The organism is Streptomyces sp. NPDC030021, from assembly GCF_055574035.1.
This window is the reverse complement of sequence record NZ_JBVIAH010000011.1, coordinates 65,377-78,337: the sequence shown is the minus strand read 5'-3', so window position 1 is coordinate 78,337 and position 12,961 is coordinate 65,377. Positions and strand designations below refer to the sequence as shown.

Sequence of the window (12,961 nt, the reverse complement as noted above, 5' to 3'; positions counted from 1 at the left end):
GCCTGTCCGGCCCGTCCGGCCCGTTCGGCTATTCGGGTGTCGCGCGGGTCGTGGGGGCCGGTTCGTCGACCCGCCCGCCGCGGTGCAGCGGACGGGCCAGCAGGGCGCCCAGGAATCCCGCCACCGCGCCCCACAGGAGCCCGAGACCGACATTGCGCCACAGCACGGGCTGCAGCTGGACCTGGCCGCCGAGGCCGTCCACGTCACCGATACCCAGCAGGGAGAGGCCGAACTGCGCCTGGATCCGGCCCAGCAGGCACACCGCCAGGGTCGCCAGGGCCAGGGCCACCCCCAGATGGAGGGCGTGCTGCCAGGGGCGGACGTGGGCGGGGGAGCGTACGGCGGCCAGTACGCCCGTGCCGAGCAGCAGGACGGCGGCCACCACCACCAGCCACCAGGCCCGGGAGTCCTGCTCCGCGAGCGCAGCCACGTCGATCCGGGACGGGTCGGAGCCGCGCAGGACCTGGTCCAGCAGCTGCGGCATCGGCAGCCCGAAGGGTCCCTCGACGTTGCCCTCCCAGGCGCCGCCGAAGCCCAGGGTGAGCGCGAGCCAGACGAGGTTCGGCAGCCCGAGCAGGATCACGGCAAAGGTCCGGTCGGCGTGGCCCTGGGTGGCGGCCACGACCACGCCGACCCCGATGCCGAGGACGACGTAGGCGAGGAGCAGCAGCATCGTGGCGAAGGCGGCGGGGCGCAGCGCCGTGTGGAAGCGGACCAGCCGGGCCGGCAGCGGGGCGCGCCGCGAGACCAGCAGGGCGATCAGCAACAGGCCGAGGATCCACAGCAGTCCGTACAGGAGGGTGGCCGGCAGGTCGGCCTGGAAGCCCACCGTGGGTGCGGAGTCCAGGAGTTCGGTGATGGTCCCGATGGGGGAGTCGCCGGTGGAGATGCCGAAGGTCTCGCGGGCGAGGAAGGCGGCGCCGGTCAGGGCGAGCAGCCACAGCACGACCAACGGGACCGCGCGGCCGACGAGTTCGCGGGGCCGGGCCACGGCCCGGTTGTGCAGGGGGCGCAGGAAGAGGTAACCGGTCACGAGGGCGCCGGCCAGGCTCACCGAGAGGGGGACCACCGACAGGCTCACCTCCGCCCCCGCCAGTGAACCGGCACCGCCCGACACCTCCAGCGAACCGCCCGCCGCCATCACCACGACTCCGGCGACCACATGCGGGAACGCGCCGCCCGGAAGGCCGCCCGCGCCCGCGCACATCAGCCCGGCGGCGGCGACCGCGCCCATCACCACGAATCCCGCGATGACGGCGACGAGGGCGTCCCGCCATGCCCTCGCGGAGCCCCCCGACGATGACGATCCAGGCGTCCGACTCACCCTGCCACCGTGACATCCCCGGCTTGCGGGCACCACCCGGACGGCGCACACAATGGTCCCCGGGGAACTCACTCCTCCTGGGAAGAAGAGCCCGTGACCACACAGCCCTCCGGCCGACCGCCATCTTCAGAACGCCCCACCGGGCCGCCTTCAGGCCCGCTCTCGGGCGGGCAGCAGGGTCCTCCGCCACCGCCGCCGCCGGCGCCGCCGGGTGGGCCCGGAGGATCGGCTCCGGGACCGGCCGGAGGTCCCTGGTGGCGCTCGGTGCCACGGCTCGTCACCGCGCTGGTCGCGGTGGCGGCCGTCGTGGCTCTGGCCGTGGTCCTCACCAGGCCCAGCGGGAAGTCCGACAACGCGGGCGGCGAGGTGTTCCTCCAGCCGGTCGCCGCCTCCGGCCCCGACCCCTTCACGGAGTCCACGGTGGTGAAGGACGCGCCGCCCCCGCCGGAGAGCCCGCCGCCCTCTCCCCAGGGCACGGTCGGCCCGAGCGCCAGCCCGACCGGGCCGGTGGGCACCAGGAGCGTCAGCGGTTCCGCGCCGGGCGTGTACGGCGGCACCAGGAACGTCGCCAGCTGTGACGTCGAGAAGCTGATCGGATCGCTGAGCGCGGATCCCGCCAAGAACGCGGCCTTCGCCCAGGCACAAGGCATCCAGCCGGCCGCCGTTCCCGGCTACCTCCGCTCGCTGACCTCGGTGCAGCTGCGGATGGACACCCGGGTGACGAACCACAGCTACCGGGACGGCAAGCTCGTCCCCTACCAGGCGGTGCTCCAGGCCGGGACGGCCGTGCTGGTGGACGACCGGGGCGTGCCGCGGGTGCGCTGCGCGTGCGGGAACCCGCTGGGTCCGCCGGTGCCGCTCAAGGCCTCCCCGAAGCGTTTCGGACAGACGTGGCCCTCCTACCAGCCGGCGAAGGTGGTGGCCATCGCACCGGCGCCGACCGTCGTCACCAAGATCGTGATCTACGACCACCGTGACAACCAGTGGTACGAGCGCCCCAAGGGCGGCCACCAGGGCAAGCCCAAGCCCGACCGGCCGATTCCGCCGCCGCCGGTCCCGACGCCCCCGCTCACCCCGAGTCCGGTGATCACACCGACCTCGTCCGTGACGGCCCCGACCCCGTCGGGGACCTCGCCGAGGCCGACCCCGTCCGGGACGTCCCCGACCCCGAGCACGTCCGTGACGACGCCGACACCCTCGAAGTCGCCCTCGAAGTCGCCCTCGGAGTCTCCGAAGAAGTCCCCGTCCGAGTCTCCGTCGAAGTCTCCTTCGGAGTCCCCGTCGAAGTCGCCCTCGAAGTCCCCTTCGGAGTCACCGAAGAAGACGCCCTCCGAGTCCCCTTCGAAGTCCCCTTCGAAGTCCCCTTCGGAGTCCCCTTCGGAGTCACCGAAGAAGACCCCGGCCGAGTCGCCCTCGACGTCGTCCGCCGAGTCGAAGTCGCCTTCGAAGCCGGCCTCGGCAACACCGCCGAAGCCGCCCTCCTCGCCGGCTGCGGCGTCACCGACGCCGAAGTCCGCGCCTGCGACTCCCGCGCCTCCCACAGCTGTGGCGTCTCCCACGGCTCCGGCGAGCGTGGCGTCTCCCGCGCCGCGCCCGTCAGCCCCGCGCCCGTCCGCCCTGCGGCCTTCCGCCCCGCGGCCTTCCGCCCCGCAGTCGGTCGCTCCGCAGCCGGAGCCGAAACCGGCCCGGACCGCCCCCCAGCCCGAGCCTGAAGGCCCGGCTCAGGAGAGCTGACCGCTCCCGTCCGTGGCCGCGTCTCCCCCCGGCACGGGGGAGAGGCGCGGCCACAGGGCGCTGCGGCAGCGGACCGGAGATCAGTTCCGGTCGCGGCGGGTGAGCACGTCGCCCGAGGCGCCCACCGCCAGGCCGAGGGCGATCATGACGATGTAGCTGTAGATCTCGTAGCCGTCGGGGGCGAGGAACCGGACGAAGCCCATGAAGTGGATCCAGCCGAGCCACTCGTGCAGCAGGCCGCTCGCGCCGCCGCCGACGACGACGAAACAGAGCGCCCCCGTGACGGTGGTCAACGGGGACTTCGGGGACTTCGGGGACTTCGGAGAGGTGGAGGTCATGCTCCGACGTTAGGAGCCGGGCACCGGGCCGGACATCGGCCTTAGGGCTGCCCGCGCTCGTACTTAAGTATTCGGAACGGGACGAGGACGCCCGGCCCCGCGCCCGCCCGCGTAGATTCCCAGGACATGCGCCGTATCCACCGCACCCGCCGGGACTGGGCCGCCGACCTGGCCCTGTTCCTCTTCGCCGCCTGCTTCGCCGCCGTCAGCGCGCAGTCCATCCCGGTCGCGGAGAGCCTCGGCCCGGGCTGGCGGGCCGCCGACCAGGTGGCCGGCGGGCTGGGGTGCGCGGCGGTCCTGCTGCGGCGGCGCGCGCCGGTCCAGCTGGCCGTGGTGCTGCTCCTGGCCGGCAGCGTGGCGCACTACCTGACCGGGCCGGCGATGGTGGCGGTGTACACGGTGGCCGCGACCCGGCCGTGGAAGGCCACGGCATGGGTGGCGGCCCTGGCCTTCGGACCGCTTCCCCTCTTCCTGTGGCAGCTGCCGGACATGTCCGAGGAGCGGGCCGGTTCGGCGGTGACGTACTTCGCCCTGATCGCCGGGGCCATCGGCTGGGGGCTGTTCCGGCGGTCCCGGCAGCAGCTCATCGCCTCGCTGCGCGAGCGCGCCGAGCTGGCCGAGGCGGACGCGGAGTCGCGGGCCGAGCGGGCCCGGATGGAGGCCAGGGAGGAGATCGCCCGCGAGATGCACGACGTACTCGGCCACCGGCTGTCGCTGCTCAGCGTGCACGCGGGCGCCCTGGAGTTCAATCCCGGCGCCCCGCGGGCGGAGATCGAGCGGGCCGCCGGGGTGATGCGCGAGAGCGCCCACCTGGCGCTGCACGACCTGCGCGAGGTGATCGGCGTACTCCGGGCGGGACCGGGTACGGGTGCGGGTACGGGGTCTGCGGAGGGCGGCGAGCGCCCGCAGCCGGAACTTGCGGACCTCCCCCGGCTGGTGGCGGAGGCGAGGGCCGCGGGCGGCCGGATCGAGCTGGCCGGACCGCCCGAAGGGGCCGCGCCGCCGCCCCTGGTGGGGCGTACGGCGTACCGGATCGTGCAGGAGGCGCTGACCAACGTACGCAAGCACGCGCCCGGCGCGGCCGCCGACGTGCGGGTCACCGGGAACCCGGGCGACGGGCTGACGGTGGAGGTCCGCAACACCCCGCCCCCCGGACCGGATCCGGCCCGGGGCCCGGTCCCCGGGCCTGCCGAGGGCGGCGGGCAGGGGCTGATCGGGCTGGCGGAACGCGCCCGGCTGGCCGGTGGGGAACTGACCGCCTTCCCCGCCGGAGGCGGGTTCCAGGTACGGGCCTGGCTACCCTGGCAGGGCTGACCGTCGGGCAAGACACGAGACCACGACGCACGAGACCACGACGCACGAGACCACGAGACACGAAAGACGAGGCGCCGGTGATCCGCGTACTGCTGGTCGACGACGACGCGATCGTCCGGGCCGGGCTGCGCCTGATGCTGGGCGGCGCCCCGGACATCGCGCTGGTCGCGGAGGCCGCGGACGGGGCGGAGGTGCCCGCCCTGGTCGACGCGCACGGACCCCACCTGGTGCTGATGGACATCCGGATGCCCGGCGTCGACGGGCTGACCGCCACCGAGCGGCTCCGGGCGCGGCCGGGAGCCCCGGAGGTGCTGGTCCTGACCACCTTCCACACCGACGCGCACGTCCTGCGGGCGCTGCGGGCCGGAGCGGCCGGGTTCCTCCTCAAGGACACCCCGCCGCAGGAGATCGTGACGGCCATCCGCACGGTGGCCGCCGGGGATCCGGTGCTCTCCCCGGCCGTCACCCGCCGGCTCATCGACCAGGTGGCCGGCGACTTCGGCCAGGACGCCCGGGCGAGCGCCGCCCGCGCCCGGCTGGCGCTGCTGGCCGGGCGCGAGCGGGAGGTGGCCCTGGCGGTCGGGCGGGGCCTGTCCAACGCGGAGATCGGACGGGAGCTCCACCTGGCGCTGCCCACGGTGAAGACCCACGTGTCCCGGATCCTGACCCGGCTCGACCTCAACAACCGGGTCCAGATCGCCCTGTTGGTCCATGACGCGACCCTGCCGGACAGCGGACAGCGCTGAATCGTCCCGCCGCCGGCTCCGGGGGCTCCCGCCGGCGTGTCGGGCCGGGCACGGAGGGTGTCCGGGCCTCCCGCAGGGACACCGGCGGGCGGGAGTGAGACCCTGGCTGCATGGCCCGTAGGGCAGAGAACCCCGACGTCGGCTGGCCCGCGCGGCCGGACACAAGCCTCGCGCTCAATCGCATGGGCACTTTCGACTGGGACCTCGACAGCGGTCGGATGTATCTCGATCCCACCGCCCTCGAGGTACTGGACCTGCGCCCGGACGAGTACGACGGCACCCCCGGCGGGCTCCGCGGCCGCCTCGCGCCCGGTGAGGAGGCCCGGCTCGACACCCGGGTCGCGCAGGCGATCAAGGACGGCCGAAGCCACTACGGGGCGTACGTCCGCAGCCGCCGGCGCGACGGTTCGCCGTCCTGGACCCACATCCAGGGGCACATCCTGCGGGACCCGTCCGGCCGTTCCTACCGCGTCATCGGGATCCTCCGCGACGCCGCCCACGACCCCGGCGAGCCCGGCGCCGCCGGCGAGGAGATCGAGGGGCGGCGCCGGATGACCGGCGTCGTGGAGCGGACCACCGCCATCCTCGCCCACGCCCGCACCGTCAACGACGTGACCGACATCCTCAAGGACCCGCAGGCCCTCGGCCACCTCGGCGCCGTCAGCGTGATGCTGGGCGTCGTCGACGGCGGCCGCATCCACCTGGTCGCGGAGGGGCAGCTCGGCTCGTACGTGCCCGAGATCGAGTACACGCGGATCGACGCACAGCTCCCGATGAGCGAGGCCGTACGCACCATGCAATCGGTCTTCCTCGTTTCCCGGGAGGAGTTCCAGCAGCGCTACCCGGACCTGTGGCCGTACATCGAGCCGCTGTCCGTCCGCAGCGGCGTCTATCTCCCGCTGATCGCCCAGGGGCGGCCCATCGGGGCGCTCGGGCTGCTCTACACGCGGGACGGCGAATTCACCACCGAGGAGCGGAACCTGCTGATGGCGCTCGGCAGCGGGGTCGCGCAGAGCCTCCAGCGGGCCATCCTCTACGAGCAGGAGCACGACCTGGCCGAGGGACTCCAGCGGGCCATGCTGCCCCGCCGGATCCCGGACGTCCCGGGCGCGCGGATCGCCGTACGGTACCGGTCCGCGCGGATGGGCCGGGACATCGGCGGCGACTGGTACGACGTGGTCCCGCTCGGCGAGGGCCGGGTCGGGGTGATGATCGGCGACGTCGAGGGGCACGACACGGACGCGGCCGCCGTCATGGGGCAGCTGCGCATCGTGATGCGCGCCTACATCGTCGAGGGCCACACGCCGGGCGCGGCGATGGCCCGGGCGTCGGCCTTCCTGCGCGAGCTGGAGACGGAACGGTTCGCCACCTGCACCTACGCCGAGGTGGACCTCACCACCGGGATGGCCCGGCTGGTCCGCGCCGGGCACCTCGACCCCGTCGTGCGGCGCGGCGACGGCAGTGTCCACCGGGTCCAGGTGGCCGGCGGGCTGCCGCTCGGCCTGCCGCCCCGCGAGCAGCCGGGCACCGGCTCCGGCTACCCCGTCACCAGCCTCGAACTGCACCCCGGGGACACCCTGCTGCTGTGCACCGACGGCCTGATCGAACGCCCCGGCGCCGACTCGGACACCGGTATGCGGGAACTCATGGCTGCGGTCCACAGCGGCCCGACCGACGTGGAGGAACTCGCCGACGTGCTGTGCGACCTGGTCGGCGACTCGGGCGGCGGGGACGACATGGCCATGCTCGTCCTGCGCCGCCGCGGCACCCCCACCCCGCGCGGTGGGGGCCCGCTGCAGCAGCGGCTGGAACCGGGTGACACGAAGGCCCCGGCGCTGGCCCGGCACCTGATCCGGGCGGCGGTGGCCGCCTGGGGTGCGCGGCACCGGGCCGACGAGATCGAACTGGCGGCGGACGAGCTGATGACCAATGCCCTGGTCCACACGGACGGCGGCGGCCACGTCAGCATGCGGCTCACGGCGCAGGGCCGGATCCGGATCGAGGTCGAGGACGGCAGCAGCGCCCTGCCGAGGCGGCGCGAGGCGGGCGACTGGGCGGTCTCGGGGCGCGGGCTGATGCTGGTGGACCGCCTCGCGGACGAGTGGGGCGTGGAGCCCCGGGGCGGTGGGAAGTGCGTGTGGTGCGAGTTCGCCCTGGCCGCCCCCGAGGACGCCGGCTGAGGGCCGGGCGCAACGGTCCGGACCCGGCACGCCCCTGGAGCCGGGGGACCTGGATGCGCGCCTCCGGGAACCGCGCCCCCGGCACCCTGCGGCCAGGGGACCGGGGCCCTGGGATCCGAAATCCGGGACCCTGCCGTCAGAGGCGCACCAGGGTGACCTCGGTGGCCTTCACGCTCGTCCACACATCGGCGCCCTCCACGATGCCCAGTTCGGCCGCCGCGTCGGGGGTGATCTCGGCGACCAGGTCGGGCACCTTCGCCGAGGCGATCAGCACGCGCAGCCGGCTGCCGACCGCGGTGATCTCCCGTACGCTGCCCGGCCAGACGTTGCGGGGGCTGCCGCCCGGGCGGTCCCGGTGCACCGAGACCGCCTCCGGAGCGATGATCGCCAGCGCCTTCGCCCCCTTGGGCACCGTCTCGGCGACCACCAGCCGGCCGCCCGCCGCGAGAGTGAGCCCGTCGGCCGACGCGGTGCCCGGCCAGGCGTTGCGCCCCAGCATCCGGGCGACCCACGGGGAGCGCGGGTGGCGGGTCACCTCGGTGGGCGGCGCGTCCTGGAGGGCCCGGCCGTGGGCCAGTACGAGGACCCGGTCGGCCAGCGACACGGCCTCGACGGGATCGTGGGTGACGATGAGGCAGACTCCGCCGAAGCCGGCCAGGTGGGTGCGCAGGGTGTGCCGGACGCGGGCCCGGGTGGTCTGGTCGAGTGCGGCCAGCGGCTCGTCCAGGAGGAGGAGCCGGGGGCGGGCGGCCAGCGCCCGGGCCAGCGCCACCCGTTGGGCCTGGCCGCCGGAGAGCTGGGCGGGCCTGCGGTCGGCGAGGTGCAGGACGCCCAGCCGGTTCAGCCAGGCGTGGGCCTCGCGGCGGGCCTCCGCGCGCGGCACCCCGCGGGCGCGCAGCCCGTACGCGGTGTTGGCCACGGCCGTCAGGTGCGGGAACAGCGCCCCGTCCTGCGGCACCCAGGCCACCTGGCGCTTGTGCGGGGGCAGGGCGGTGACGTCGGTGTCGCCGAGCCGCAGTGCGGCGTGGGCGCGTGGGGTGAGGCCGAGCAGGGCGCGCAGCAGGGTGGTCTTGCCGGCGCCGTTCTCGCCGACCACGGCGATGGTGGTGCCGGGTTCGGCGTCGAGGGTGAGCTCGTTGAAGCCGGTGACGGTGGCGTGCAGGGGCCAGCGGCCGCTTCCGTGGGGCGCCGCGGTGTCGTCGTCGCCGGTGGTGCGGGCGTCGGCGTCGGGGGTGGGCGGCTCCTCGGGGACCGGCGCCGCACCGGCCTCGCGGACCACCGGGGCGCCCGTCCAGCGTCCGCGCAGGGCGATCAGTACGCCCATCGCGATCGCGAGGAGCAGCAGCGAGACGGAGGTGGCGGCCTCGGGCCTGTCCTGCAGCAGCAGGTACACCTGGAGCGGCAGGGTCTGGGTGGTGCCGGGCAGGTTGCCGGCGAAGGTGATGGTCGCCCCGAACTCGCCCAGCGCCCGGGCCCAGGTCAGCGCCGCACCGGCGATCAGGCCGGGCGCGACCATGGGCAGGGTCACGGTGAAGAACACCCGGACCGGCGAGGCGCCGAGCGAGGCGGCGGTCTCCTCGTAGCTCTGCCTCAGACCGCCGAGGGCGCCTTCGAGGCTGATCACCAGGAACGGCATGGCGACGAAGGTGGCGGCGACGACGGCGCCCGACGTGTGGAACGGCAGGGTGATCCCGAAGGTGCCCTCCAGCCAGGGCCCGAGCAGCCCGCGCCGGCCGAAGCCGAGGAGCAGTGCGACACCGCCGACGGTCGGCGGCAGCACCATCGGGAGCAGGACGAGCGAGCGGACCAGGGCCTTGCCCTTGAACTCGACGCGGGCCAGCAGCCAGGCGAGCGGAACGCCGAGGAGCAGCGAGAGGGCCAGGGCCCACAGGGACACCACGAGCGAGAGCTTCAGGGCCTCGACCACACCGGGGCTGGTGAGGTGGGTGCCTAGCTCGCCCCACTGCGTGCGGACGAGGATGCCGATGAGCGGCAGCAACAGGAACGCGACGGCGAGCAGTGCGGGGAGCGCCAGGGCCAACGGGGGCCGGGTGCGGGCACGGGTACGGACGCCGGTGCGGACGCGTATGCGTATGCCGCTGCGCGTGCCGGTTCGGCTGCGGAGTCTGCTCATGAGGGTTCCTGGCTGTTCCTGGCTGGGGGTCGGCTGCGGGGGAAGCGTAGGCGGCCGGCGGCGGGTCCGGGGGCCCGTCCGCGCGAACGCCCTGAGGGGCTGCCTGTCCCCCCCGGTCCAGGCAGCCCCTCAGGGGGTGTGGGCCGTACGGCGGTTACGCCTTCTGGAAGCCCGCGTCCTGGAGGATCTTCTGCGCCTCGGGGGTGCTCAGCCAGGCCACGAATGCGGCCGCGTCCGTCGCGTTCTTGGACTGCTTCAGCGTGGCGGCCGGGTAGGAGGCCACGGCGTTCTGGTCGTCCGGGATCTCCACGGTGACGACCTTGTCGCCGGACTTGGCGGAGTCGGTCTTGTAGACGAGACCGGCGTCGGCCTCACCGAGCTCGACCTTGCTCAGCACGGCACGGACGTTGGGCTCCTGGGAGACCGGCTTCACCTCGATCTTCTGGGCGTCGAGGATCTGCTTGCTGTAGCGGCCGACCGGGACCTCGGGCGCGGCGAGCACGACCTTGATCTTGGTGTCGGCGAGGTCCTTGAGCTCGTCGATCTTGAACGGGTTGGCCTTGCCGGCCGCGATGACCAGGCGGTTCTTGGCGATGACGGTGGCGTCGCCGGTCTCGGCCTTCAGCCCGTCCATGGTCTTGGTGTCGGCGGTGACCAGCGCGTCGGCCGGCGCGCCCTGCTTGACCTGGGCCGCGAGCTCCTGCGAGCCGGCGAAGGAGAAGGTGATCTTCGTGCCGGGGTGGGTCTTCTGGTACTCCTCACCCGCGGTCTTGAAGACGTCGGTGAGGGAGGAGGCGGCCAGCACCGTGAGGTTCACGGCCTTCGGCTCGGGGGTCGTGTCGGCAGCGGCCTTCTTGTCGTCGCTCTTGCCGCAGGCGGCCAGCGGCACGAGCAGGGCGGCGGTCAGCGCGGCGGCGGCGGTACGACGGCGGATCGTGATCGGGGACATGAGCAGATGCTCCTCGGTCGGGTCGGCGGCCGGCCTGGTGCCGGAACCGCGCGGTGGTGACCCGCGCCGGTGACGGGCGGAGCGGGTGGGGACGTTCGGTGATGCCGAGCGGGTGGTGCGGGGGACCGCGGGCGGACGCCGGGCGGCGCCGTCCGGATCAGGTGCGGTCGATGTGCACGCTGGTGGACTTCACGCGGGCGGTGGCCTGCATGCCGACCTCCAGCCCGAGCTCCTCGACGGCCTCACGGGTGAGCAGGGAGACCAGGCGGTGGGGACCTGCCTGGATCTCGACCTGGGCGGCCACGTCGCCGAGTTTGACGGCCGTGACGATGCCGGGAAAGGCATTGCGCGCCGAGGTGTACGGCTCCCCGTCCTCAAGGTGGGCACCCTGGCCCACCTCGACGGAGAACGCGGCCAGGTCGCGTCCGTCGATCAGGCGCCGGCCGCCTTCGTCGCGATGGGTCACGACCCGGCCGGCGTCGGCCCAGCGGCGGGCGGTGTCCGGGCTGACGCCCAGCAGACGCGCCGCCTGTCCGATGGTGTAGGACTGCATGGGCGACAACGTAGGGCCACCTGTGGCGCATTTGCAATTCTCTTGGCCTGATCTCCATAGCAGATGCCATACTTCTTGGCTCATCTGCCAAAACTCATTCCGTTCCGCCCTGTCCGGCTCGCTAGAGTCGGGGGCATGGCTGATGAGGGAACGGGCACGGGAACGGGCACGGCGCGGGTCGACGCGTGGATCTGGTCCGTGCGCCTGACCAAGACCCGCTCGATCGCGGCGACCGCCTGCCGGGCGGGCCACGTGAAGGTCAACGGGGAGCGTGCCAAGCCGGCGCAGCCCGTGCGCGCGGGGGACGAGGTGCGGCTCTTCCACGCGGGGCGCGAGCGGATCGTCGTCGTCAAGCGGCCCGTGTCCAAGCGGGTCGGTGCACCGGTCGCCGCCGAATGCCTGATCGACAACAGCCCGCCGCCGCCGACGCCCGTGGAGGCCGCCGTGGTCGGCATCCGCGACCGGGGAGCGGGCCGCCCGACGAAGCGCGAGCGCCGCGAGATCGAAGTCCTCCGCGGCCGTCCGTAGAGGTCTCCCCGCAAGCGTCCCGGTCGGCCGGCCTGCCCGCGGCGCCCGCGGTCAGGCCTTCCGGTCCATGCCTTGCGGTGCAGGGCTTCCGGTCCAGGCCTTGCCGTCAGGCCTTGCGGTACGTGTACGCGTCGGCGGCGGACGCCGCGACAGCCGCCAGGGGGGCTCCGGTGGACGCGGTCACCACCGCCGCCACCGCGCCTTCGACGAACGGCGCGTCCAACAGCTCTGATCCCGGCGGCAGTTCGTCCTCCATCAGCAGGGCCTTCACCGTCAGCACCGAGCTGCCCAGATCGGCCAGCAGGGCCACCCCGGCCCCCCGGTCCACCTCCCGGGCGGCCGCGAGGATCCGCTCCGTGCTCGTGCCGAGCCCGCCGAGGGCCGTGCCGCCCGCCGCGGCCACCGGGGCCACGGGTCCGCCGGCCGCCAGCTCGCGCGCCAGCTCCGCCACCGCCTCCGCGACCCGCGCGCTGTGCGACACCAGCACGATGCCGACCAGGGCAGGGCCGGAACCGGAACCGGAGCCGGGCCCCGGGTGCTCGCCCGTCACCGCGAACCCGCCGATTCCGCCACGTCCGCCAGCGCCCCCAGCAACAGCGCCGATGAGGTCGCCCCCGGATCCTGGTGGCCGATGCTCCGCTCGCCCAGGTAGCTGGCCCGCCCCTTGCGCGCCTGCATCGGCACCGTCGCCAGCGCCCCGCTCTCCGCCGCGCTCCCGGCCGCCCGGTACGACGTACCCAGCGCGGCCACCCCCGGCACCAGCGCGTCCAGCATCGTCTTGTCCCCCGGCGCCGCCCCGCCCAGCTGCGCCACCGCCCCGACCCCCTCGGACAGGGCCTCACGCAGCTCCACGTCGGACACCTCGGCCGACTCACCGAGCGCCTTGCCCGTGCGCCGCAGCAGCGTCCCGTACAGCGGCCCCGACGCCCCGCCGACCGTCGAGATCAGCGTCCTGCCGGCCAGCTGGAGCACCGCGCCCGGCGCCGCCGCCGTCGGCTCCGCCTCCAGGGCGGCGAGCACGGCCGTGAAGCCCCGCAGCAGATTGCTCCCGTGGTCGGCGTCGCCGATGGGGGAGTCGAGCTCGGTCAGCCGGTCCGCCTCCCGCTCCACCGCGGCTGCGGCGGCCGCCATCCAGCGCCGGAAGAACTCTGCGTCACGCAC

The 12,961-nt window shown here is 74.4% G+C and carries 11 protein-coding genes and 1 pseudogene; 5 read left to right on the top strand and 7 right to left on the bottom strand.

The genetic code is table 11. The features are described 5' to 3' along the window. Window positions 1–28: 28 nt before the first annotated feature. The gene (locus ACZ4YL_RS22350; protein ID WP_468118722.1) at window positions 29–1,324 is read right to left on the bottom strand and encodes a streptophobe family protein; all 1,296 of its coding nucleotides are present in this window, start codon (window positions 1,322–1,324) and stop codon (window positions 29–31) included. Window positions 1,325–1,417: 93 nt separating this feature from the next. Between ACZ4YL_RS22350 and ACZ4YL_RS22345 the strand changes: the two are divergent. Next, window positions 1,418–2,665 (top strand): annotated as a pseudogene (locus ACZ4YL_RS22345) (DUF6777 domain-containing protein); the annotation flags it as partial. A 473-nt stretch (window positions 2,666–3,138) separates the two neighbouring features. Here ACZ4YL_RS22345 and ACZ4YL_RS22340 read toward each other — a convergent pair. After that, the gene (locus tag ACZ4YL_RS22340; protein ID WP_468118721.1) at window positions 3,139–3,396 is read right to left on the bottom strand and encodes a hypothetical protein; all 258 of its coding nucleotides are present in this window, start codon (window positions 3,394–3,396) and stop codon (window positions 3,139–3,141) included. Window positions 3,397–3,522: 126 nt separating this feature from the next. Here ACZ4YL_RS22340 and ACZ4YL_RS22335 point away from each other — a divergent pair, with 126 nt between their 5' ends. The 3 genes from ACZ4YL_RS22335 to ACZ4YL_RS22325 all read left to right on the top strand — a co-directional run bounded on the left by ACZ4YL_RS22335 (window position 3,523) and on the right by ACZ4YL_RS22325 (window position 7,636). Further along, window positions 3,523–4,710 (top strand): sensor histidine kinase, encoded by a 1,188-nt coding sequence (locus ACZ4YL_RS22335; protein ID WP_468118720.1) that lies wholly within the window; start codon window positions 3,523–3,525, stop codon window positions 4,708–4,710. 77 nt (window positions 4,711–4,787) lie between these two features. After that, window positions 4,788–5,456 carry a response regulator transcription factor gene (locus ACZ4YL_RS22330; protein ID WP_468118718.1) on the top strand — a complete coding sequence of 223 codons (669 nt, stop codon included), beginning with the start codon at window positions 4,788–4,790 and terminating at the stop codon, window positions 5,454–5,456. 110 nt (window positions 5,457–5,566) lie between these two features. Continuing rightward, the gene (locus ACZ4YL_RS22325; RefSeq protein WP_468118716.1) at window positions 5,567–7,636 is read left to right on the top strand and encodes a SpoIIE family protein phosphatase; all 2,070 of its coding nucleotides are present in this window, start codon (window positions 5,567–5,569) and stop codon (window positions 7,634–7,636) included. 136 nt (window positions 7,637–7,772) lie between these two features. On the opposite strand, the gene ACZ4YL_RS22320 is transcribed toward ACZ4YL_RS22325, so the two are convergent. The 3 genes from ACZ4YL_RS22320 to ACZ4YL_RS22310 all read right to left on the bottom strand — a co-directional run bounded on the left by ACZ4YL_RS22320 (window position 7,773) and on the right by ACZ4YL_RS22310 (window position 11,272). Then, entirely contained in the window at window positions 7,773–9,770 is a 1,998-nt protein-coding gene (locus ACZ4YL_RS22320; protein WP_468118714.1) for an ABC transporter permease, read from the bottom strand. 154 nt (window positions 9,771–9,924) lie between these two features. Further along, window positions 9,925–10,719, bottom strand: a complete 795-nt coding sequence (gene modA / locus ACZ4YL_RS22315) for a molybdate ABC transporter substrate-binding protein (protein WP_468118712.1) — start codon at window positions 10,717–10,719, stop codon at window positions 9,925–9,927. Window positions 10,720–10,876: 157 nt separating this feature from the next. After that, on the bottom strand, window positions 10,877–11,272 hold the full coding sequence (locus ACZ4YL_RS22310) for a TOBE domain-containing protein (protein ID WP_030730138.1): 396 nt from the start codon (window positions 11,270–11,272) through the stop codon (window positions 10,877–10,879). Window positions 11,273–11,407: 135 nt separating this feature from the next. Here ACZ4YL_RS22310 and ACZ4YL_RS22305 point away from each other — a divergent pair, with 135 nt between their 5' ends. Continuing rightward, entirely contained in the window at window positions 11,408–11,800 is a 393-nt protein-coding gene (locus tag ACZ4YL_RS22305; protein WP_468118710.1) for an RNA-binding S4 domain-containing protein, read from the top strand. A gap of 106 nt (window positions 11,801–11,906) precedes the next feature. Here the strand turns inward: ACZ4YL_RS22305 and ACZ4YL_RS22300 are convergent, their stop codons facing one another. Next, entirely contained in the window at window positions 11,907–12,350 is a 444-nt protein-coding gene (locus ACZ4YL_RS22300) for a PTS-dependent dihydroxyacetone kinase phosphotransferase subunit DhaM (RefSeq protein WP_468118709.1), read from the bottom strand. Then, window positions 12,347–12,961 (bottom strand): dihydroxyacetone kinase subunit DhaL, encoded by a 615-nt coding sequence (dhaL, locus tag ACZ4YL_RS22295; protein ID WP_468118707.1) that lies wholly within the window; start codon window positions 12,959–12,961, stop codon window positions 12,347–12,349. Before dhaL ends, ACZ4YL_RS22300 begins: the two co-directional genes overlap by 4 nt.